Genomic DNA, 20251 nt, shown 5'->3' with positions numbered 1-20251 from the left:
GCGCGCCAAGGACTCAGCGCCGCGGGAATTGAATCTCGCGCTCCGCGCCATTATTGCCCGGGAAATTGTCGAATATGGCACGCACCAGATACGGCATCGTGCGGATCAAATCGTCACGCTCGCTCAATATGAAGGCGGTCGAACGGTATACCTCGGCGCCGCCCTGCTGAGTGTCGCGAATGAAAAGCGACAAGGAATTGCGCTGGACCACCATGGGCACGTCTACCCAGTCCGGCCCCCAGAATCCCGCGCCCATGCCCCAGGGCCCGGGCCCATAGAAACCGCCATAACCGCCGTAGAAGTACGGATCATAGGGACGGCGCACCATCACCTGGGTCTGCGAACTGCCATAGCGGAACGACACGTCGAAACGGCCTTTTGCGCCGGACCGGGCTTCGACCAGGCCCGTGGCGCCGATGCCGGCACGCACCATGTCCTGGAAGGACTGGTATTCCAGATTATTGATTTGCGAGGAATCGGCCGGCACGAACTGATAGGTCTGGCCCTCGACGCCCGCTGGCCATTGCTGGAACGACGTCACCCTGGCTGATACGGTCGGCGCGGCGCAGCCCGTCAAGGTCAATGCGCCCAGCACGGCCAATATACCGGCCCACCGGCCGAGACTGCTGAACAACGACGTGCTGGACATTTGCGGCTCCTTTTGCGCGACGGCGCATGATACCGAGCTTTGACATACGCGCTTGCCAAAAGTTTAAGGCTAGCCCGTAAGCCCGGGGGTGTGGCCCGCGGCCAACCACTACAATAGGCGCATTGTTCATACAGGACTGCAAATCCCATGCGCACCGAAACACCCGTTACCGTATACCGCAAGGATTACCAGCCCTACCCCTACGAAATCCCCGAAGTCGCCCTGGCCTTCGACCTCGCGCCCGACGCGACCGAAGTGCGTTGCACGATGCACGTGCGGCGCAGGCCCGAAGCCAGACCCGACGCCGCCCTGATCCTGGATGGAGAAGAGCTGGAACTCGTGTCGGTAGGCGTGAATGGCGAGCCGCTGCCCGCCGCCCGCTACCAGTTGTCGGACCACACCCTCACGTTGCAGGGCCTGCCGGCCGATGCCACGGTCGAAATCGTCAGCCGCTGCAAGCCATCGGCCAACTCCACGCTGATGGGGCTGTACGTATCGGGCGGCAATTTCTTCACGCAATGCGAGGCCGAGGGTTTTCGGCGCATCACCTGGTTTGCCGACCGTCCCGACGTCATGTCGCGCTATCGCGTGACCTTGCGCGCCCGCCCCGAATACCCCGTGCTCCTGTCCAACGGCAATCTGATCGCCTCGCGCCAGTTGCCCGACGGCCGCAACGAGGTCGAATGGGAAGATCCCTTCCCCAAGCCTTGCTACCTGTTCGCGCTGGTGGCCGGCAACCTGACGCACCGTGAAACCAAGGTCCGCACCGCCAGCGGCCGCGAGGTGCTGCTGCAGGTCTACAGCGATCCGGGGTCCGAGACCAGGACCGAATGGGCGCTGGATTCCCTGGTGCGCGCGCTGCGCTGGGACGAAAGTCGCTTCGGGCTCGAGCTGGACCTGGACCGCTTCATGATCGTCGCCGTCCATGACTTCAATATGGGAGCCATGGAGAACAAAGGGCTGAACATCTTCAATGCCGCCTACGTGCTGGCCAACGCCGACACGGCCACCGACGCGAACTACGAAGGCATCGAATCCGTCATCGGCCATGAATACTTCCACAACTGGACGGGCAACCGGGTCACCTGCCGTGACTGGTTCCAGCTCAGTCTCAAGGAAGGCCTGACGGTCTTTCGCGACCAGGAGTTCAGCGCCGACATGATGGCGCACGGCATGGACGCGGACGCCGCGGCCAGCGCCCGGGCCGTCAAGCGCATCGACGACGTGGTGGCGTTGCGGGCGGCCCAGTTCCCCGAAGACGCCGGCCCCATGGCGCATCCGATCCGCCCGGAAAGCTACCAGGAGATCGGCAATTTCTACACGGCCACCGTGTACGAGAAAGGCGCCGAAGTCATCCGCATGCAGCACACGCTGCTGGGCGAGGAAGGCTTTCGCGCCGGCATGGACGAGTATTTCCGCCGCCATGATGGCCAGGCCGTGACGTGCGACGATTTTGTCGGCGCCATGGAATCGGTCTACCAGCGCCAGCATCCCGGCCGCGACCTGTCGGTGTTCCGCCGCTGGTATCGCCAGGCTGGCACGCCGCGCGTCTCGGTCAAGCTGGAACACGACGCCGCCGCCCGCCGCTGCACGGTGACGCTCACCCAGTCCTGCCCGCCGGTCGGCGTGGAAAAGAAGGCCGGCGCCGATTACGTAAAAGCGCCCTTCCACATTCCCTTTGCGATCGGCCTGCTCGACCACGAAGGCAATGCCCTGCCGCTGCGCCACGAAGGCGCCGTCGTCGACACCGCCCTGCTGGAACTGACGACGCAAAGCCAGCAATGGGTGTTCGACGATATCGCCGAGCGCCCCGTGCCGTCGCTGTTGCGCGATTTTTCCGCGCCCGTCATCGTGGACTACGACTGGTCGGACGAGGAATTGGCGCTGCTGTCCGCGCACGACGGCAACCCCTTCGCCCGCTGGGAAGCCGGCCAGGAACTGGCCACGCGCCAGATCCTGGCGCTGGCGCAAGCCCGCCAGGCCGGACGCACGCTGCACGCCGACGCCGCCTTCATCCAGGCGTGGCGCGCGCTGCTCACCGATCCCGCGCTCGACGCCGCCTACCGCGCACGCGCGCTGGCGCTGCCGTCTGAAAAGACCCTGGCCGAGCGCATGCAGCAGGTCGATCCGCCCGCGCTGGCCGTGGCGCGCGACTTCCTGCGCGCCGAACTTGGCCGGCAGCTCCAGGCCGAATTGCGCCGCGCGTTCGACGACAACCAGACGCCGGGCGAATACAGCCCCGCTCCCGTGCCCGCGGGCAAGCGCGCGCTGAAGAATCTGGCGCTCAGCCACCTGATGGCGGCGGGCGAACCGCAGGCCCAGCAGCTGGCGCAACAGCAGTATGCCAACGCCGGCAACATGACGGACAGCATGGCCGCGCTGTCGGCGCTGATCAACTTTGGGCAGGGCGACTTCCCACAGGACGCGCTGGCCGCCTTCTACGCGAAGTGGAGCGCCGATCCCCTGGTGGTGGACAAGTGGTTCGCGCTGCAGGCCGCGGCCCGCTCGACCACGGTGCAGACCGCGCGCGAGCTGATGAAGCATCCGGCGTTCACGTTGCGCAATCCCAATCGCGCCCGCGCGCTGATTTTCCAGTTCTGCCTGAACAACGCTCGCGGCATGCACCATCCGGACGGCTCGGGCTATGCCTTCTGGGCCGAACAGGTGCTGGCGCTGGATGCGTTGAATCCGGAGATCGCCGCGCGCCTGGCGCGCGCGCTGGACAACTGGTCGCGCTTCGTGCCTGCGCTGCGCGCGCCGATGCAGGCCGCGCTCGAGAAAGTGCGCCAGCACGACGGCCTGTCGCGCAACGTACAGGAAATCGTATCCAAGGCTTTAGAATTTGCTGCATAGGGAGACCCTTTTGAAACGTAAAACACTGACTCAATACCTGGTGGAGCAACAGCGCTCCGCCCAAGCCCTCGCGCCGGAAGTCCGGTTGCTCATCGAAGTCGTGGCGCGCGCCTGCAAGGCGATCAGCCATGCCGTCAGCAAGGGCGCGCTCGGCGGCGTCCTGGGCAGCCTCGACAGCGAAAACGTGCAGGGCGAAGTCCAGAAGAAGCTGGACGTGCTGTCCAACGAAATCCTGCTGGAAGCCAACGAATGGGGCGGCCACCTGGCCGCGATGGCCTCGGAAGAGATGGAGACCATCCACCTGATTCCGAACCGCTATCCCAAGGGCGAATACCTGCTGTTGTTCGATCCCCTGGATGGCTCGTCGAACATCGACGTGAACGTGTCCATCGGCACCATCTTCTCGGTGCTGCAGGCGCCGCACAATGTGTCGGGCGCGCCGGTCTGCGAAGCGGACTTCCTGCAGCCGGGCAACAAGCAGGTCGTGGCCGGCTACGCCGTCTACGGTCCGCAGACGATGCTGGTGCTGACCATCGGCAATGGCGTGGTGGGCTTCACGCTGGACCGGGAAATGGGCTCGTGGGTGCTCACGCACGAGAACATCCGCGTTCCGGAAGACACCAAGGAATTCGCCATCAACATGTCGAACCAGCGCCACTGGGCTGCCCCGGTCAAGCGCTACATCGACGACTGCCTGGCCGGCTCGACCGGCCCGCTGGGCAAGGACTACAACATGCGCTGGATCGCCTCGATGGTGGCGGACGTGCATCGCATCCTGACCCGCGGCGGCATCTTCATGTACCCGTGGGACGCCCGCGAACCGGGCAAGGCCGGCAAGCTGCGCCTGATGTACGAAGCCAACCCCATGAGCTTCCTGATCGAACAGGCAGGCGGCGCGGCCATCAATGGCGTGCAGCGCATCATGGACATCCAGCCCGAGAAGCTGCATCAGCGGGTGAGCGTCATCCTGGGCTCGAAGAACGAGGTCGAACGCGTGGGCCGCTATCACGCCGAAGACGCAGGCAGCAAGGCCGCGGGCTGATTACCAGCCCCGACGCAAAAGCGAAAAGCCCCGGCCAGTTTGAAACTGGCCGGGGCTTTTTACTTTCAGGCTGTTCAGGCTGTTCAGGCTGTGCAGATTGCTCAGGCTGCCGCGGGCCTTACTTGACCTCTTCGATGGACTTCACGTCGTCCTTGTTGATCTGAACCTTCTTGCCATTCTGCTCGTATTCGTACATTCCCGACTTCTTGTCGTATTCGGGCTCATCGGGCGCTACGGTCGAAGAGCCGTCGCGTTGGTTGATAACCGAGGGCGACGAGCATCCGGCCAGCACTCCAACTCCGGTCATCACCAGGGCCAACGTCATGGTCTTCAGGTTCATGGTCGTGTTCTCCGAGTGTTGAATAGGTGATTTCACTCTATCGGAATCCGGCCCCGAAATCGTGTCGGGTTGTCGGCAAAATGCTTAAGAACGTAATCGGCCCCGACCCCAATAACGAAAAACCCCTCGCAGGGCGGGCCTGGGAGGGGTTGCAACCGAATACATGCGGCAAGCGCGATTTACACCTTGGCGTTGGCCTCGATGAAACGACGCACCGACTCGATATTGCAGTCCATGATTTCGACGCGCTGCGGCAACGATTCCAGGTCGGCGAGATTGCCCGGCGGGGTGGCGGGACGGCCCAGCGCCTCTTCGATGGTCTCGGAGAACTTGGCCGGCAAGGCGGTTTCCAGCACGAGCATCGGCACGCCGGGTTCGACGAACTCGCGAGCGACCTTCACGCCGTCGGCGGTGTGCGGATCGACCAGCACGCCGGTCGCGTCGTACACGGCGCGGATCGTGGCGAGACGATCCGTGTGCGAGCTGGCGCCCGACACGAAGCCATACCGCGATTCAAACTGGTCCTTGAGCTCGGACAGGTCGAACGACCCGTCGCGCGCCAACGCCGTCCACAATTCCTTCACGCGTCCCGTGTCGCGGCCCACCAGGTCGAAGACGAAGCGCTCGAAGTTGGAGGCGCGGGAAATATCCATCGACGGGCTGGACGTGGCGTAGGTCTGTTCCGCCGGGCGGGGGCGATACACGCCGGTGCGGAAGAATTCTTCCAGCACGTTGTTCTCGTTCGTGGCCAGCACGAGGCGGCGGATGGGCAGGCCCATGCTGCGCGCGATGTGGCCCGACAGGATGTTGCCGAAATTGCCCGACGGCACGGCAAACGACACCTGCTGTCCGGCGCGTTCGGTGGCGCGCAGCCAGCCGTGGAAGTAGTACACGACCTGGGCGGCGATGCGCGCCCAGTTGATCGAGTTCACGGCGCCCAGGCGGTACTGGGTCTTGAAGGCCAGGTCGCTGGCCAGCGCCTTGACGATGTCCTGCGCTTCGTCGAACACGCCGCGCACGGCGATGTTGTGGATGTTCTCGTCCTGCAGGGAGTACATCTGCGCGCGCTGGAAGGCGCTCATGCGGCCATGGGGCGACAGCATGAACACCGCCACGCCCTTCTTGCCGCGCAAGGCGTATTCCGCCGCCGAGCCGGTATCGCCGGACGTGGCGCCCACGATGTTGAGCGTGGTGCCGCGCTTGGCGAGCACGTACTCGAACACCTGGCCGAGGAACTGCATGGCCATGTCCTTGAAGGCCAGCGTCGGACCTTCCGACAGGCCCAGCAACGACAGTCCGCCATCCAGCGGACGCAGGGGAACGATGTCTTCGCTGTTGAAGATCTGCGGCGTGTAGGCGGCGCGGGTCAGGCGGCGCAGGTCTTGCGCGGGGATGTCCGTCGCGAACAGCGACAGCACCTCGAAAGCCAGGTCGGCGTACGACAGGCCGCGCCACGATTCCAGCGTTTCAGCCGGTACCTGCGGCAGCGTCTGCGGCACCGCCAGGCCGCCGTCGGGCGCCAGGCCTTCGAGCAGGATGTCGGAAAATTCCTGCGCGGCCATGCCGCCGCGCGTCGAGATGTATTTCATGTCAATTGCTCCACGATGCGCCAGCCTTGCCGGATCCGGTCCGCGCGCAGGCCCCCTTGAAGGGGGACCGCCCAGGGGAAAGCGCCAGAGGCGCTCCGGAGTCGGTCTTGCTCACGTCAGGTTCTCCACGCGCAGGCGCGTGACCTTGGACCGCACGAAGGGCAGCGATTCGATGCGCTCGATGGCCTGGTTGACGTTGCCTTCCACCGCCTCATGCGTGAGGAAGATGATGTCGGCGCCGCCGATGTGCGAGGGCTGCTGGATCATCGAACCGATGGAGATGGAACGGTCGGCCAGGAGGCGCGCAATGTCGGCCAGCACGCCAGGCTGGTCGTCCACGCGCAGGCGCAGGTAGTACGACGTGCTGACCTGTTCGATCGGCAGGATCGGCGTGTCCGACATGGCATCGGGCTGGAACGCCAGGTGCGGCACGCGGTTGCCGGGATCGGCGGTATGCAGGCGCGTCACGTCGACCAGGTCGGCCACGACCGCCGAGGCGGTGGGTTCTTCGCCCGCGCCTTGTCCGTAGTACAGCGTCGGGCCGACCGCGTCGCCCTTGACCAGCACGGCGTTCATCGCGCCTTCGACATTGGCCAGCAGGCGCTCGGCGGGCACCAGCGCCGGATGCACGCGCAATTCGATGCCGTCCGGGCGGCGCTTGGTGATGCCCAGGAGCTTGATGCGATAGCCCAGGCGTTCGGCATGCTCGATGTCTTCGGCGGCCAGTTGCGAGATGCCCTCGATGTAGGCGCGATCGAATTGCACCGGCACGCCAAAGGCCAGCGAGGCCAGCAGCGTCAGCTTGTGCGCGGCATCCACGCCTTCGACGTCGAAGGTCGGATCGGCTTCGGCGTAGCCCAGGCGCTGGGCTTCGGCCAGCACGTCGGCGAACGGCAGCCCGCGCGAGCGCATCTCAGACAGGATGAAGTTCGTGGTGCCGTTGATGATGCCGGCAACCCACTGGATGCGATTGGCCGTCAGGCCTTCGCGAATCGCCTTGATGATGGGGATGCCGCCGGCGACGGCGGCTTCGAAGTTCACCATCACGCCGCGTTCGGAGGCGGCGGCGAATATCTCATTGCCGTGCTTGGCCAGGAGCGCCTTGTTGGCGGTGACCACATGCTTGCCGTTGGCGATGGCTTCGAGCACCAGATCGCGCGCCAGCGTATCGCCGCCGATGAGTTCCACGACGATGTCGATCTCGGGATCGCGCACCAGCGCATGCACGTCGGTGTCGACCAGGATGGAGTCGCCCACGCGGGCACGCGCCTTCTCCACGTCGCGCACGGCGGCGCGGGTGACTTCAATGCGGCGGCCGGCGCGGCGGGCGATTTCCTCGGCGTTGCGCGACAGCACGGTCCACGTGCCGCCGCCCACCACGCCAAGACCCAGCAGGCCCACTTTCATGGGGTTCATCGCGCCGCCCTCTGCGGGCGGGCGTTGAGGGGAATTCATTTCAGTTCTCCATAATGCTGTGCAAGGGACACCCTACTTGGCAGCACCCAGCGCGGCCGCGCGGAGCCGGCTTCGCCGGTCCGCTGCGGCGCCCCTTGGGGGGAAGCGCGCAGCGCTGCGGGGGGGGGCCCTATTTCAGCAATCCGTCCTTGCGGAACATATCTTTGATGCCGCGCACCGCCTGGCGGGTGCGCTGCTCGTTTTCGATGAGCGCGAAGCGCACGTATTCGTCGCCATACTCGCCGAAGCCGATCCCGGGGGAAACGGCCACTTTCGCATCCGACAGGACACGCTTGGCAAATTCCAAAGAGCCCATCGCCCGGTAGGGTTCGGGGATCTGCGCCCAGATGTACATGGACGCCTTGGGAATCTCCACATTCCAACCTGCTTCGTGCAGGCCGCGCGCGAGCACGTCGCGGCGGCTCTGGTACTGCGCCACGATTTCGTTCACGCAGTCCTGCGGACCGTCCAGCGCGGCGATGGAAGCCACCTGGATCGGCGTGAACGTGCCGTAGTCGTGATAACTCTTGATGCGCGCGAGCGCGTTGACGAGCTCGCGGTTGCCGACCATATAGCCGATGCGCCAGCCCGCCATGTTGTAGCTCTTGCTCATCGTGAAGAACTCGACCGCGACATCGCGCGCGCCGGGAACCTGCATGATGGAGGGCGCCACGTAGCCGTCGAAGGTGATGTCGGCATAGGCCAGGTCATGCACGACGAGGATGTCGTGTTCCTTGGCCAGCGCCACCACGCGTTCGAAGAACGACAGGTCCACGCATTGCGCGGTGGGGTTGCTGGGAAAGCCCAGCACCATCATCTTGGGCTTCGGGATGGATTCGCGCACGGCGCGTTCCAGTTCCTCGAAGAAATCCACGCCCGGCGTCATGCGCACGGAGCGGATGTTGGCGCCCGCGATGACCGCGCCGTAGATGTGAATCGGGTAGCTGGGGTTGGGCACCAGCACGGTGTCGCCGCGATCCAGCGTGGCCAGCATCAGGTGGGCCAGGCCCTCTTTCGAACCGATGGTGACGATGGCTTCGGAATCCGGATCGAATTCGACTGCGTAGCGGCGCTGGTACCAGTCACAGATCGCCTTGCGCAGGCGCGGAATGCCCTTGGATACGGAATAGCCATGCGTGGTGGGGCGGCAGGTCGCCTCCACCATCTTGTCCACGATGTGCTTGGGCGTTGCGCCGTCCGGATTGCCCATCGACATGTCGATGATATCTTCGCCGCGCCGACGCGCCGCCATCTTGAGCTCGCCGGTGATGTTGAAAACGTACGGGGGCAAACGCTCGATGCGAGAGAACTTCCTCATGATGGGAATCCTTAGGGGCGAAAAGGCAAAAAGACCAGGGCGCGGTCGCGCGAAGGGAAAGGGGCTCAAAGCCGCGCCGGCACACGTTTGCAGCGCAGCAAAACCCTGTAATCTAGCGCAACGACGCCCGGGCGGCAAATGAGGCAAAAAAAGCCACTTTCCCCTCGTGGATACGTTGCAACATGCGGCGTGTCCTATGCGCTATTATCAAGCACGTAAAGCCGGAGTTCTTATTGAAGCTGCATACCGATCCTGCGACGGCCGCTCTTAACACTGTCACCGCTTATGGCGATGGCTACATCGAGGTCAACCAGGTACGTTTTTCTTCGTCGGTCGCGTTTGGCCCCGAAGGCGAAGTTACCGTCTGGCCCGTTGAGTCGCCGGCCGACATCACCTCCTCCCTCTTGCTCCAGGCAGCCGGATTGTCCGAGCCCGCCCGCGACCCCATGGATTTCCTGGACGCCCCGGAATCCTCGCCCAGCCGCCCGGCCAATGCGCCCGAGGTCCTGCTGGTGGGCACCGGCGGCAAGCAACGGTTCCTGCGCCCCGAAGTATTACGTCCCCTATTGGCCGTGGGCATCGGCGTGGAAACGATGGATACCCACGCCGCCTCGCGCACCTACAACATCCTGATGGCCGAGGGCCGGCGCGTGGTCGTCGCCCTCATCCCTCCCAATGGAGCAACCAGTCAATGACGCCGAGCATAGGCAAACCCGCCCCGCTGTTCACCGCCGAAAGCACGATAGGCCCCATCAGCCTTGAGCAGTGCCAGGGGCGGGCGGTGATCCTGTATTTCTATCCCAAGGACAACACGCCCGGCTGCACCACCGAGAGCCAGGATTTCCGCGACCTGCACGCCGAGTTCCTGGCGGCCAGCGCGATCGTGATCGGCATCTCGCGCGACTCGCTGAAGTCGCACGAGAATTTCAAGGCCAAGTACGAGCTTCCCTTCCCTCTCATCTCCGACGCCGACGAAACCGTCTGCAATCTGTTCGGCGTCATCAAGCAAAAGAACATGTATGGAAAGCAGGTGCGCGGCATCGAACGCAGCACCTTCTTGATCGATGCCTATGGCGTGCTGGTGCAGGAGTGGCGCGGGGTGAAGGTCCCGGGCCACGCCAAGGAAGTCCTGCAAGCCGCCAAAAGCATCGGTTAGCCGCACAGGAATACCCGTCAGGCGCTATAGCCGGCCCAAACAGGAGAGTGACGCATATGCCGCTTCCGAAGTTGCCTACCCGCCCCGCAGCCATCCTGACCTTCCCCTCGGGCGACTCCGCCCGGGCGCAGGCCCGCACCACCAAGACTGCCGCTGCGCGGTCCAACACCCAGGCCGCCCTCGCCGAAGACGAGGACGAACTGCTGGTCCAGCCAGAACTTGATGGCATGGCCGCGCCGGCGCGCAAGGCCCACACGCCATCCCCCGCTCGCGAGGTGCCGCCGCCCGCGCCCGCCACGCCGGCCGCGCGCGCGCCCGCCCGCCAACAGGCCAAGACCGCGCCGGCACCCGCCAAGCGCGGCAAGGCCCGCGCCGAGAACGCCCCGCGCAAGCTGTTCGTGCTGGACACGAACGTGCTGCTGCACGACCCCAGCTCGCTGTTCCGCTTCGAGGAACACGACATCTTCCTGCCGATGATGACGCTGGAAGAGCTGGACCACCAGAAAAAGGGCATGTCCGAAGTGGCGCGCAATGCGCGCCAGGTCAGCCGGTCCCTGGACTCGCTGGTGCAGGACGCCACGCACCTGGACGAAGGCCTGGAGCTGGCCAAGCTGGGCAACAAGGACGCCACCGGGCGCCTGATGTTCCAGACCACGGCCATTCACAGCACCCTGCCCTCGGACCTGCCGATGGGCAAGGCCGACAACCAGATCCTTGGCGTGGTGCGCGCGCTGCAGGAAAAATACCCGCAGCGCGAAGTGGTGCTGGTGTCCAAGGACATCAACATGCGCCTGAAGGCCCGCGCGCTGGGCATGGCCGCCGAAGACTACTTCAACGACCATGTGCTGGAAGACTCGGACCTGATGTATTCGGGCGTGATGCAACTGCCCGAGGACTTCTGGAACAAGCACGGCAAGGACGTCGAATCCTGGCAACAGGGCGGCACGACCTTCTACCGCATCCATGGCCCGCTGTGTTCACAGTTCGTGGTCAACCAGTTCGTCTATTTCGAAGGCCAGATGCCGCTGTACGCGCAGGTGCGTGAAGTGAGCGGCAAGATGGCGGTGCTGGCCACGCTGCGCGATTACACCCACGGCAAGAACAATGTCTGGGGCATCACGGCGCGCAACCGAGAGCAGAACTTCGCCATGAACCTGCTGATGAACCCGGAATGCGATTTCGTGTCGCTGCTGGGCCAGGCCGGCACGGGCAAGACGCTGCTGGCGCTGGCGGCGGGCATCACGCAGGTGCTGGAGACCAAGCGCTACACCGAGATCATCATGACGCGCGTCACGGTTCCGGTCGGCGAAGACATCGGTTTCCTGCCCGGCACCGAAGAAGAAAAGATGCTGCCCTGGATGGGCGCGCTGGAAGACAACCTGGACGTGCTGAACATGGGCGACGGCGAAGGCAACGGGGACTGGGGCCGCGCCGCCACCATGGACCTGATCCGCTCGCGCATCAAGGTGAAATCCCTGAACTTCATGCGCGGCCGCACCTTCCTGAACAAGTACCTCATCATCGACGAGGCGCAGAACCTGACGCCCAAGCAGATGAAGACGCTGGTGACCCGCGCGGGCCCCGGCACCAAGGTGATCTGCCTGGGCAACATCGCCCAGATCGATACGCCCTACCTGACGGAAGGCAGCTCGGGCCTGACGTTCGTCGTCGACCGCTTCAAGGGCTGGCCGCACTCGGGCCACGTCACGCTGCAACGCGGCGAACGGTCTCGCCTGGCCGACTACGCGGGCGACGTGCTGTAGGTCCAGGTCCGCACGTCATCGCTTCGGCAACGAAAAAGCCCCTTGATCGCTCAAGGGGCTTTTTCTTACCGCGGCGAGCCGATTATTTGTCGGCCGCGTTGGTGATGGCATTGCCCGCCCGGGACATGTCCTTGCCCATGCCGGCCACGGTATTGCAACCGGCCAGCACGAAGCCGAACACGACAAAGGCAGTCAGCACGATCTTGCCGCGCATGCTGTAGCTCCTGAATGAAAAAAATGAAGACGCCCGGCCCTAGACGATCTGCACGCGCAGTTCGCCCAGCCCCTCGACGCCGCCCGTGATCACGTCACCCTGGCGCACGGCGCCCACGCCTTCGGGCGTGCCGGTGAAGATGATGTCGCCGGGCTGCAGCTCGAACAGGCCCGACAGGTACGAAATGCTTTCCGGCACGTTCCACAGCATCTGCGAAATATCGCTGGACTGCTTGCGCTCGCCGTTGACGTCCAGCCAGATGGCGCCCTTGTCGAGTGTGCCGACGACGCTACGCGGATGGATGGGGCCCAACGGCGCGGATTGGTCGAACGCCTTGCCGATTTCCCAGGGACGGCCCTGCTTCTTCATTTCACCTTGCAGGTCGCGGCGGGTCATGTCCAGGCCCAGCGCGTAGCCCCACACGCATTCATTGGCCTGCTCGACGGGGATGTCGCGGCCACCCTTGCCCAGCACCACGACCAGTTCCATCTCGTAGTGCAGGTTGGAGGTCTTGGACGGATACGGCATCTTGCCGGTCTCGCCGTCGGCCACGAACAGCACGGCGTCGGCGGGCTTGCAGAAGAAGAACGGGTCTTCGCGGCCGGTGAATCCCATTTCCTTGGCATGCTCGGCGTAGTTGCGGCCCACGCAGTAGACGCGACGCACGGGGAACAGCGCAGCGCTGCCGGCAACGGGAACCGCGACGGGGGGCTGGGGAGGTAAAACGTAGTCCATGAGCTATCAACCTATGACAAATACGTGACCGGAAAACCGGCGAAACATGTTACCCCGACGCCGCGCGCTTGGCATGCCCTGTCACCCCGCGATTGGGGCGTTGTTGTTCTTGGGCGGCCGGGCGTTTGAAAAGCACTCGCGAGTGTATCCCTTTCTGCGCCGCGTGCGCGGACCGGATGTGGTCGGCGTCCATAACGCAACGGCGCGGCGGCGACCGGCGCGCAGCCGTCGCGGCCGCGCCGCTTCGCATGGCCGGCCGGCGCAATGCCGGCACGGCCCGATCCCGATCAGCCCTTCGCGTAGCGCTCGGCGCTGCGCACGATTTCCTCGTGCGCGGCATCGACGCCCTTCCAGCCCTTGACCTTGACCCACTTGCCCTTTTCCAGGTCCTTATAGTGCTCGAAGAAGTGCTGGATGCGGGAGATGTCTTCCGCCGGCAGATCTTCATAGGACTTGATGTTGCGGTACGGGGGGTACAGCTTTTCGATCGGCACGGCCAGCAGCTTGGCGTCGCCACCCGACTCATCGTCCATTTCCAGCACGCCGATGGCGCGGCAGCGCACGACGGCGCCGATCTGGATGGGGAACGGGGTCAGGACCAGCACGTCGGCGGGGTCGCCGTCTTCGGACAGGGTCTGGGGAATGTAGCCGTAGTTGCACGGGTAGTGCATGGCCGTCAGCATGAAGCGGTCAACGAAGATCGCACCGGAATCCTTGTCGACCTCGTATTTCACCGGGTCGGCGTTCATGGGGATTTCGATGATGACGTTGAAGTCTTCCGGCAGCTTCTTGCCAGGGGAGACGCGATCAAGACTCATGGTTCAACCTTGTTTGTCTGAAAGGATATTCAAATCGAGCCGTCGTCCTTGAACGGCGGCTTGGTGGTCGGCACGGGCGCCGCGGGCGGCGTGGGCTTGGGAGCGGGCGCCGCAGGGGCCGGCGCGGGGGAGTACGTGGGCACCGGCTCATCGAAAGCAGCCGCGGGAATCGGGGCGCTGTCGAAATACTCTTCGATGTCGGACGTGCCGCGGGCCAGCGGGGCGTCCTCGGGGGCCAGGGCGCGGTCGCGCTGCGCGTTGCTGACGCGCGCGTCCGGGTCCAGCACGTAGTCGGAGGCGGACGCCGCGACGGCCGGCGGCAGGGACGGGTAGTCGCCGCCGACGTCCGCATCGGTGTCCGTATCGGACAGGCCCACGGCATAGCCGCCTTCGGCATCGACGCGATAGGGATCCGAGCCCGTGTCGGCGGCAGGCAGCGCCGCGTCCGAGGCCAGCACCGGCAAGGCCATGCTGGCGGCCGTTGCCAGGCGCCAGTGGCGGACCGCATCGACCGGACGGTCGAGCCGATCATAAAGACTGCCGAGCAACGCGTGCGTCTGCGCATCGCTGCGCCGCGCGAGGCTGCGCAGCAGGTAGCGTTCGGCCTGACCCCATAGCTGTCCGTTCAGGCACAGCATGCCCAGGGCGGTCAGCAGATCGGGATCGGTCGGACGCTGCTGCAGCCAGGTCTCGGCCTTGGCAAGGCGCCGCGACACCTGCTCGGCTTCGCAGCGTGCGTAGGCAGCCACCAGGGCGGGATTGAATTTGACCGCGACGGCCGATTCCAGGACGCGGGCCGCTTCGTTGGCTTCGCCCGCGGCTTCGAACGCCGCCGCGCCCGCCAGGGCGATCTCGGGCAAGAGGCGTTCCTCGGCTTTCAGGTCTTTCCAGATGGCGCGCCAGGCATCGCTGCCCGCGGCGGCGCGCAGGCGCGCGGACCCGGCGGCGTCGATCAGGAGATCGGCTTCGTGGCGGCCCATCGCGTTGCGGCGCAGGAGTCCGCGCGCCAAGGTGAAGACCTGTTCGGGGTGATTCAGCGCGGTATGCGCCCGCAGCAGCAGGCGCATCGTGTGCAGGTGGCGTGCGCCGCCGTCGGCCAGGGGCGCCAGCACGGTCAGCGCCCGTTCGGCGCGGCCCTGGTCGAGCAGCATGTCGGCCGACACCGTGGCCGTGGCTTCGACCAGGCCGGGATCCGTGCCGGCCTGCTCCTGGGCGGTGGCCAGCAGGCGGTCGCGCCGGTCGAATTCGCCCAGGCCGTGGGCAGCGCGGCCCGCCGACAATGCCGCCAGAACGCGGCGCGTGCGCACCTTGGTCTGGTCCAGCAGCTTGGTCAGGTCTTTTTCGGCGTGGGTGTAGCGGCCTTCGAGCAGGCCGATCCAGCCGCGTTCGAGCAATTCGTGGTCGCGCGCCTGCGCACGCTTGCCGCGCCAGGCCCGGACACGGTCCGGGATGGCGAGCAGCCAGGCCAGCAGGCGCAAGCCCACGTACAGGATGACGAAGGTCGCGACGATGAGCAGGACGGCGAGCGTCAGCGACATGTCGATGCGCCACGGCCACACCAGCAACAGCACGTTGCCCGAATGCGAACGCAGCACCACCGCCAGGGCGACGGCGACGACGGCGAGCAGAAGGGTCCAGAACCAGGTACGCATAAGCCTCAGTCCTGATCGCTGGTCTTGAAGCCGGCGGCCCGCAAGGCGGCCACGGCGTTCAGGCTGTCCGCCACGTCCGGCATGCGCACGGCGATGTCGGTCTGGGCCAGTTCGCGCGCCAGGTTCTGGGCGGCCACGGTGTCGGGCGAGCGGCCATCGAAATACTTGGAGAGCGTGGAGCCGACGTTGTCGAGTTCGCTCTTCCAGACCGAGGGCTGGCGCATCAGCATGGCCAGTTGCGCCGTCAGCAGGCGCTGGCGCAGCGTGCCGCGCACCTGGTCGGCCTGTTCGGGCGACAGCAGCAGCGCGGCCGGCTCGTCCACGCGCTGAATGGTGATAAGCCCGCCAAGTTCATGGGCCAGCGCGGACCCCGCGCGGCCGGGCCAGGAGGCCACCTCGGCGCGCCAGCGCTGCCACCAGGGCGCATCGGCAGGCAGGTCGGCCTGGGGATCGACGGCGGGGGCCGGCGCAGGCGGTTGGGCCTGGCCAACCGGCGCCACGCCCGGGGACACGGCATCGGGCACCAGCAGCGGCGCCTTGCCGACCAGGGCAACCAGACGTTCGATGCGCGCGGATTGCGCCGGGATGTCGACGGTGGACACGGCGCGCAGGCGGTCCAGGTCGCCGTTGATGGATTGCTGCAGGCTGGAGAAACGCGGACGGTCCGCGCGCGCCAGTCGAGACTGGGCGGTTTCCAGGGCAACGATGGCGTTGGAAACATTGCCCGCCAGGCGCAGTTGCTGGTTGGCGATGGTCAGCAGGCGCTCGACGTCGTTGGCCAGCAGCTCGTCGCTGGCGCTGTCGTTGAAGTTCTGCCAGGCCTGCTGCAGGGCGTTGTACTGGCTTTGCGTTTCGCGCAGGGTGTCTTCGAGTTCCGCCACGCGCCCCGCCTGCGCCTGCGCAAGGGCGAGGGCTTCGCGGGTGTCCTTGCGGGCTTGCGCCACGTCAGCGCTCAACGTGTCGATGCGGGTGGCCACTTCGCGGCCGGCGGACACGAACTGGGTGCGCTGCTTCCACAGCGCATACCCAAGGCCCACGGCCAGCAGGATGACGATTATCAGGGCGGTGACCATCGGGCCACTGCGGCGCTTGGCCGGACGGGCCTTGACGGAGTCGGCCGGGGCCGATGCGGACGCGCTTGCGTCCGGGGCGGCCGGATGAACGGCCGGATCGGTAGCGGGAGTCTTGTCTGTCATGACGCGATTGTATTCGGTGTCAGTCCGAACCAACGAATCAAGCAGCAACAAAAGCCTGGAATATCGACTCGTCGTTGGGCAAGCAGATTTTTACCATCGCCGGACCGCCCGCGCCATCGCCCGCCTGCGGCACGCGCCGCGCCAGCGAGGGATGCGTCAGCACGAAACGACAGCGCCCCCACCAGTCGGCGAGACCCGCGGATTCGAGCTGGCCGCGGATGGCATCGGCGCCCTCCCCGCTGGTGACCAGCCAGGTGGCGGCGACGCCCGCATCCGCCCAGTGGCGCAGGGCGTCAAGCTGGGCGGGCGTCCATGCGGCCGGCCGCCGCTGGTACGCAGCATGGCGCGTGACGCTGACCCCATGCGCCTGGAGCGTGTCGCCCAGCCAGTCGCGGCCCTGGGTGCCGCGCACCAGCAGCACGCGGGCGGGCAGGCTCGGCTGCGCCTGCAGCACGCGCCACAGGGCCTCGGAATCGTGGCTGGGCGCGGATTCGTCGGGGTGCAGTACTGTTGTATTCGCGCCAAAATGACCGGTCTGGCGCAGCGCCAGCGCGCTGGCGGGGCCCACGGTGGCTGCGGCCACGTGCGCGGGCCAGGCGACGGCGCCGTCCGCGAAGGCGATCTGGTCCAGATACTGGCGGGCCGCATTGCCGCTGACGAACACGACCAGGTCGTAGTCGGCAGGCCGCGGCAAGTCCTCGGACGCAATGGACAGGGGATGGATTTCGAGGGCCGGCAGGATAGAGGCCTGCCAACCGGCGCCGCGCAAGCGGTCGGCAAGCGTTTCGTTGCGCCCGGCGGGCCGCGTCAGTACGGCGATGCGCGGCCCAGGGGCGGCTGCAAACGCCGGGCCCATCAGCCGGGTCCGTCGGGATGGAGCAAGTCGCGAAGAATGGCCTGCGCGCCCCCGTCCAGCAATTCGTTCGCGGCAGCTTCGCCGATGGCCTCGGCCTCGCTGACAGGACCCGTGCGGACTGCCCGGACGATACGGGCGCCATCGGGTGAAGCCACCAGGGCGCGCAGCGACAACGTGTCGCCGGAAATCTGGGCGAACGCCGCCAGGGGCACCTGGCACGAACCGCCCAGCTTGCGCGACACGGCACGCTCGGCCAGCACGCAGGAGGTCGTGTCCGCGCTGACGAGCGGCGCCAACCAGGCGCGCATGTCGTCGCGGTCGTCGCGGATTTCGATGCCCAAGGCGCCCTGCCCGGCGGCCGGCAGGCTGTCGGCGGGGTCCAGCAGGCTGCGGATGCGCTCGCCCAGGCCCAATCGGTCCAGGCCCGCCGCCGCCAGCACGATGGCGTCGTAGTCGCCCTTGTCGAGCTTGCCCAGGCGCGTATCCAGGTTGCCGCGCAGGGGCTTGACCACCAGGGCGGGGAACCGGGCGCGGATCTGGGATTCGCGGCGCAGGCTGGACGTGCCGACGACGGCGCCCGCGGGCAAGTCGGCCAGCGAGGCATAGCGGTTGGATACGAAGGCATCGCGCGGATCCGCGCGATCGAGGACGGCGCAAAGCTCGAACGGGGCATGCAGCTCAACCGGCACGTCCTTGAGGGAGTGGACGGCGAGATCTGCGCGCCCGTCGAGCAGCGCGGTTTCGAGTTCCTTGACGAACAGGCCCTTGCCGCCCACCTTGGACAGCGTGCGGTCGAGGATCTGGTCGCCTCGGGTCGTCAGGGTAAGAAGTTCAACCGCGCACGCTGGGTACAGCGTGCGCAGCCGATCGCGCACATGCTCGGCTTGCCACAGGGCAAGCCGGCTGGCGCGGGTCGCGATGACCAGGCGTTGCGGTAGAGACACGTGACGCCATCAAACGAAGTTGGAGACGATGACCGTCGCGACTACCCCGAGGATGGCCAGCACGAACAGGCCTTGAAGAAGGCTAAGGCCCGATTCGGATTGCTGGGGATCGGTGGATCTACGCAGACTCATGTGCTGATTCCTTGGAAGCGTTCTTGCGGCTTGCAAGCCACCGTCCAAGGACAACAACCAGCAAGGCGCCAATGATTTCAGCCGCGATTTTAACCGTAGTCGGCTGAACACCGAATTGACGTTCGACAATGACGTCGGTGATCAGCATGCCGCCGGCGATCCAGCCCAGGAGCGCAGCGCCGAACGTGACGACCAGCGGATAGCGGTCGATGAGCTTGAGCACCAGCGTGCTGCCCCAGATGATGATCGGCACACTGACGATCAGGCCGAAGGCAACCAGGCCGATCTGGTGGTCGGCGTGGGCGTTCTGGGCCGCGCCGGCAATGGCGATGACGTTGTCCAGGCTCATCACGAAGTCAGCGATGATGATGGTCTTGATGGCGGCGGCGATGGATGTTCCGCCCTTCACGTTGCCATGGGCATCGTCTTCGGGAACGAGGAGCTTGACGCCGATCCAGACGAGCAACAGGCCGCCCACGACCTTCAGGAACGGGATGGACAGGAGCGTCAGGGCAAAGGCGATCAGGACGACACGCAGAAGGATCGCACCCGCGGTGCCCCACAGGATGCCTTGCATCCGCTGCTTGGGCGCCAGGTTGCGACAAGCCAGCGCGATCACGACGGCATTGTCGCCGCCGAGCAGGATGTCGATGAGGATGATCTGGAATACCGCTGCCCAACTCAGCGTCTGGAAAAACTCAAGCACTTTGAACCCCCGAAGGCATTTATAAAAAGAGTGGCCGGTCCCGGCCCGGCCGCTCCTGCCGTGCTTGCGCACGGCAGGAAATTTCAGAAAAACATATTATTGTAGTTCAGCTTTCAGTCAGCTTTCTGACGCATCAGCAAAACTTTACCAATCAACAGGACCATCACCGCACCCAATGCCCCCGACATCAGCGCGAAACTGTGCTGTGTCACACCCAACGCGGCATCGATGCGCGCCACGGGTTCCTGCAAGGCGGGATCGCCCACCAGCAGTTCGCCTGCAATGAAGCCCAGCAGCGCCGCGCCGACCCAGACGATGAGCGGGAAGCGTTCAATGACTTTCAAGAGCAACGTGCTGCCAAAGATAACCAGGGGAATGCTGATTGCCAAACCAAGCACGAGCAAGGTTGTGTCACCCATTGCCGCGGCGGCCACTGCCACCACGTTGTCCAGGCTCATGACCAGGTCGGCGATCATGATGGTGCGGATGGCGGTGAGCAGGTTGCCATGCGACTTGCCGGCGCCGTCTTCTTCACCTTCGGGCAGCAGCAAGGTCACGCCAATATAGACCAGGAGCAGCGCGCCGATCAGCTTGAGCCACGGCAACAGCAACAGCTTGGCCGCGACGAGCGTGAGCACGATACGCATGATGATCGCAGCGGCGGAACCGACCACGATCGCTTTCTTCTGTTGCGCCGGAGGCAGTGAACGCGCCGCCAGCGCAATAACCACGGCGTTGTCGCCTGATAGCAGAATGTTGACCCAAATGATCTGGAGCAACGCGATCCAGAATGCCGCTGAACTGAGTTCCATGCCTCTCTTTCCTAGGTGTGA

Annotated in this window: 20 protein-coding genes; 5 read left to right on the top strand and 15 right to left on the bottom strand. The window is 65.5% G+C overall.

The window, feature by feature from the left end:
- Positions 1 to 13 precede the first annotated feature (13 nt).
- Entirely contained in the window at positions 14 to 649 is a 636-nt protein-coding gene (locus tag BXA00_RS17475; protein WP_076519760.1) for a DUF4136 domain-containing protein, read from the bottom strand.
- Positions 650 to 796: 147 nt separating this feature from the next.
- Between BXA00_RS17475 and pepN the strand changes: the two genes are divergently transcribed.
- Both pepN and BXA00_RS17465 read left to right on the top strand, forming a co-directional pair.
- Positions 797 to 3502 carry an aminopeptidase N gene (gene pepN, locus BXA00_RS17470; RefSeq protein WP_076519759.1) on the top strand — a complete coding sequence of 902 codons (2706 nt, stop codon included), beginning with the start codon at positions 797 to 799 and terminating at the stop codon, positions 3500 to 3502.
- Positions 3503 to 3512: 10 nt separating this feature from the next.
- The gene (locus tag BXA00_RS17465; RefSeq protein WP_076519758.1) at positions 3513 to 4544 is read left to right on the top strand and encodes a class 1 fructose-bisphosphatase; all 1032 of its coding nucleotides are present in this window, start codon (positions 3513 to 3515) and stop codon (positions 4542 to 4544) included.
- A 118-nt stretch (positions 4545 to 4662) separates the two neighbouring features.
- Here the strand turns inward: BXA00_RS17465 and BXA00_RS17460 are convergent, their stop codons facing one another.
- The 4 genes from BXA00_RS17460 to alaC all read right to left on the bottom strand — a co-directional run bounded on the left by BXA00_RS17460 (position 4663) and on the right by alaC (position 9246).
- Positions 4663 to 4884, bottom strand: a complete 222-nt coding sequence (locus BXA00_RS17460) for a YgdI/YgdR family lipoprotein (RefSeq protein WP_056567306.1) — start codon at positions 4882 to 4884, stop codon at positions 4663 to 4665.
- A gap of 179 nt (positions 4885 to 5063) precedes the next feature.
- Positions 5064 to 6473: a threonine synthase gene (gene thrC / locus BXA00_RS17455; RefSeq protein ID WP_076519757.1), complete on the bottom strand. Its 1410-nt coding sequence runs from the start codon at positions 6471 to 6473 to the stop codon at positions 5064 to 5066.
- Between the two features lie 111 nt (positions 6474 to 6584).
- Positions 6585 to 7889: a homoserine dehydrogenase gene (locus tag BXA00_RS17450; RefSeq protein ID WP_076519756.1), complete on the bottom strand. Its 1305-nt coding sequence runs from the start codon at positions 7887 to 7889 to the stop codon at positions 6585 to 6587.
- A gap of 169 nt (positions 7890 to 8058) precedes the next feature.
- Complete coding sequence (alaC, locus tag BXA00_RS17445) at positions 8059 to 9246, bottom strand: alanine transaminase (RefSeq protein ID WP_076519755.1); 1188 nt, start codon at positions 9244 to 9246, stop codon at positions 8059 to 8061.
- A 233-nt stretch (positions 9247 to 9479) separates the two neighbouring features.
- On the opposite strand from alaC, the gene BXA00_RS17440 reads away from it, so the two are divergent.
- From BXA00_RS17440 to BXA00_RS17430, 3 genes are read left to right on the top strand one after another with little or no spacing between them, the layout of a single operon-like run.
- Positions 9480 to 9941, top strand: coding sequence for an Mth938-like domain-containing protein (locus BXA00_RS17440; protein WP_076519754.1), 462 nt, complete (start codon positions 9480 to 9482; stop codon positions 9939 to 9941).
- The gene (locus BXA00_RS17435) at positions 9938 to 10402 is read left to right on the top strand and encodes a peroxiredoxin (protein ID WP_076519753.1); all 465 of its coding nucleotides are present in this window, start codon (positions 9938 to 9940) and stop codon (positions 10400 to 10402) included. Before BXA00_RS17440 ends, BXA00_RS17435 begins: the two co-directional genes overlap by 4 nt.
- 56 nt (positions 10403 to 10458) lie before the next feature.
- Entirely contained in the window at positions 10459 to 12165 is a 1707-nt protein-coding gene (locus BXA00_RS17430) for a PhoH family protein (RefSeq protein ID WP_076519752.1), read from the top strand.
- Positions 12166 to 12247: 82 nt separating this feature from the next.
- Here BXA00_RS17430 and BXA00_RS17425 read toward each other — a convergent pair whose 3' ends face one another.
- The 10 genes from BXA00_RS17425 to BXA00_RS17385 all read right to left on the bottom strand — a co-directional run bounded on the left by BXA00_RS17425 (position 12248) and on the right by BXA00_RS17385 (position 20230).
- Positions 12248 to 12379: an entericidin A/B family lipoprotein gene (locus tag BXA00_RS17425; protein WP_008164311.1), complete on the bottom strand. Its 132-nt coding sequence runs from the start codon at positions 12377 to 12379 to the stop codon at positions 12248 to 12250.
- A 39-nt stretch (positions 12380 to 12418) separates the two neighbouring features.
- Positions 12419 to 13114 carry a fumarylacetoacetate hydrolase family protein gene (locus BXA00_RS17420; protein ID WP_076519751.1) on the bottom strand — a complete coding sequence of 232 codons (696 nt, stop codon included), beginning with the start codon at positions 13112 to 13114 and terminating at the stop codon, positions 12419 to 12421.
- A gap of 287 nt (positions 13115 to 13401) precedes the next feature.
- Positions 13402 to 13932, bottom strand: a complete 531-nt coding sequence (gene ppa / locus BXA00_RS17415; protein WP_076519750.1) for an inorganic diphosphatase — start codon at positions 13930 to 13932, stop codon at positions 13402 to 13404.
- A 29-nt stretch (positions 13933 to 13961) separates the two neighbouring features.
- Positions 13962 to 15584 carry a heme biosynthesis HemY N-terminal domain-containing protein gene (locus BXA00_RS17410; protein ID WP_076519749.1) on the bottom strand — a complete coding sequence of 541 codons (1623 nt, stop codon included), beginning with the start codon at positions 15582 to 15584 and terminating at the stop codon, positions 13962 to 13964.
- 5 nt (positions 15585 to 15589) lie between these two features.
- Positions 15590 to 16780, bottom strand: a complete 1191-nt coding sequence (locus BXA00_RS17405; protein WP_076521984.1) for a uroporphyrinogen-III C-methyltransferase — start codon at positions 16778 to 16780, stop codon at positions 15590 to 15592.
- A gap of 37 nt (positions 16781 to 16817) precedes the next feature.
- Entirely contained in the window at positions 16818 to 17636 is an 819-nt protein-coding gene (locus BXA00_RS17400; RefSeq protein ID WP_076519748.1) for a uroporphyrinogen-III synthase, read from the bottom strand.
- On the bottom strand, positions 17636 to 18580 hold the full coding sequence (gene hemC / locus BXA00_RS17395) for a hydroxymethylbilane synthase (RefSeq protein ID WP_076519747.1): 945 nt from the start codon (positions 18578 to 18580) through the stop codon (positions 17636 to 17638). Before hemC ends, BXA00_RS17400 begins: the two co-directional genes overlap by 1 nt.
- A 9-nt stretch (positions 18581 to 18589) precedes the next feature.
- Positions 18590 to 18712, bottom strand: coding sequence for a hypothetical protein (locus BXA00_RS29405; protein ID WP_042792647.1), 123 nt, complete (start codon positions 18710 to 18712; stop codon positions 18590 to 18592).
- A complete protein-coding gene (locus tag BXA00_RS17390; RefSeq protein ID WP_076519746.1) occupies positions 18699 to 19418 on the bottom strand; it encodes a TerC family protein in 720 nt (239 codons plus the stop codon). Before BXA00_RS17390 ends, BXA00_RS29405 begins: the two co-directional genes overlap by 14 nt.
- Positions 19419 to 19531: 113 nt before the next feature.
- A complete protein-coding gene (locus BXA00_RS17385) occupies positions 19532 to 20230 on the bottom strand; it encodes a TerC family protein (RefSeq protein ID WP_076519745.1) in 699 nt (232 codons plus the stop codon).
- Positions 20231 to 20251: the final 21 nt, after the last annotated feature.

The organism is Achromobacter sp. MFA1 R4 (genome assembly GCF_900156745.1).
Lineage (GTDB): Bacteria > Pseudomonadota > Gammaproteobacteria > Burkholderiales > Burkholderiaceae_B > Achromobacter.
This window is presented reverse-complemented; position numbering and strand designations above follow the sequence as displayed.

Bases quoted from the DNA above. Each gene is read 5' to 3' on its own strand.
- BXA00_RS29405 (WP_042792647.1), bottom strand. From the start codon at position 18,712: ATGAGTCTGCGTAGATCCACCGATCCCCAGCAATCCGAATCGGGCCTT.
- BXA00_RS17420 (WP_076519751.1), bottom strand. From the start codon at position 13,114: ATGGACTACGTTTTACCTCCCCAGCCCCCCGTCGCGGTTCCCGTTGCC.
- BXA00_RS17475 (WP_076519760.1), bottom strand. From the start codon at position 649: ATGTCCAGCACGTCGTTGTTCAGCAGTCTCGGCCGGTGGGCCGGTATA.
- pepN (WP_076519759.1), top strand. From the start codon at position 797: ATGCGCACCGAAACACCCGTTACCGTATACCGCAAGGATTACCAGCCC.
- BXA00_RS17450 (WP_076519756.1), bottom strand. From the start codon at position 7,889: ATGAACCCCATGAAAGTGGGCCTGCTGGGTCTTGGCGTGGTGGGCGGC.
- BXA00_RS17430 (WP_076519752.1), top strand. From the start codon at position 10,459: ATGCCGCTTCCGAAGTTGCCTACCCGCCCCGCAGCCATCCTGACCTTC.
- thrC (WP_076519757.1), bottom strand. From the start codon at position 6,473: ATGAAATACATCTCGACGCGCGGCGGCATGGCCGCGCAGGAATTTTCC.
- BXA00_RS17400 (WP_076519748.1), bottom strand. From the start codon at position 17,636: ATGGGCCCGGCGTTTGCAGCCGCCCCTGGGCCGCGCATCGCCGTACTG.
- BXA00_RS17410 (WP_076519749.1), bottom strand. From the start codon at position 15,584: ATGCGTACCTGGTTCTGGACCCTTCTGCTCGCCGTCGTCGCCGTCGCC.
- BXA00_RS17385 (WP_076519745.1), bottom strand. From the start codon at position 20,230: ATGGAACTCAGTTCAGCGGCATTCTGGATCGCGTTGCTCCAGATCATT.
- BXA00_RS17425 (WP_008164311.1), bottom strand. From the start codon at position 12,379: ATGCGCGGCAAGATCGTGCTGACTGCCTTTGTCGTGTTCGGCTTCGTG.
- BXA00_RS17405 (WP_076521984.1), bottom strand. From the start codon at position 16,780: ATGACAGACAAGACTCCCGCTACCGATCCGGCCGTTCATCCGGCCGCC.
- BXA00_RS17460 (WP_056567306.1), bottom strand. From the start codon at position 4,884: ATGAACCTGAAGACCATGACGTTGGCCCTGGTGATGACCGGAGTTGGA.
- BXA00_RS17435 (WP_076519753.1), top strand. From the start codon at position 9,938: ATGACGCCGAGCATAGGCAAACCCGCCCCGCTGTTCACCGCCGAAAGC.
- alaC (WP_076519755.1), bottom strand. From the start codon at position 9,246: ATGAGGAAGTTCTCTCGCATCGAGCGTTTGCCCCCGTACGTTTTCAAC.
- ppa (WP_076519750.1), bottom strand. From the start codon at position 13,932: ATGAGTCTTGATCGCGTCTCCCCTGGCAAGAAGCTGCCGGAAGACTTC.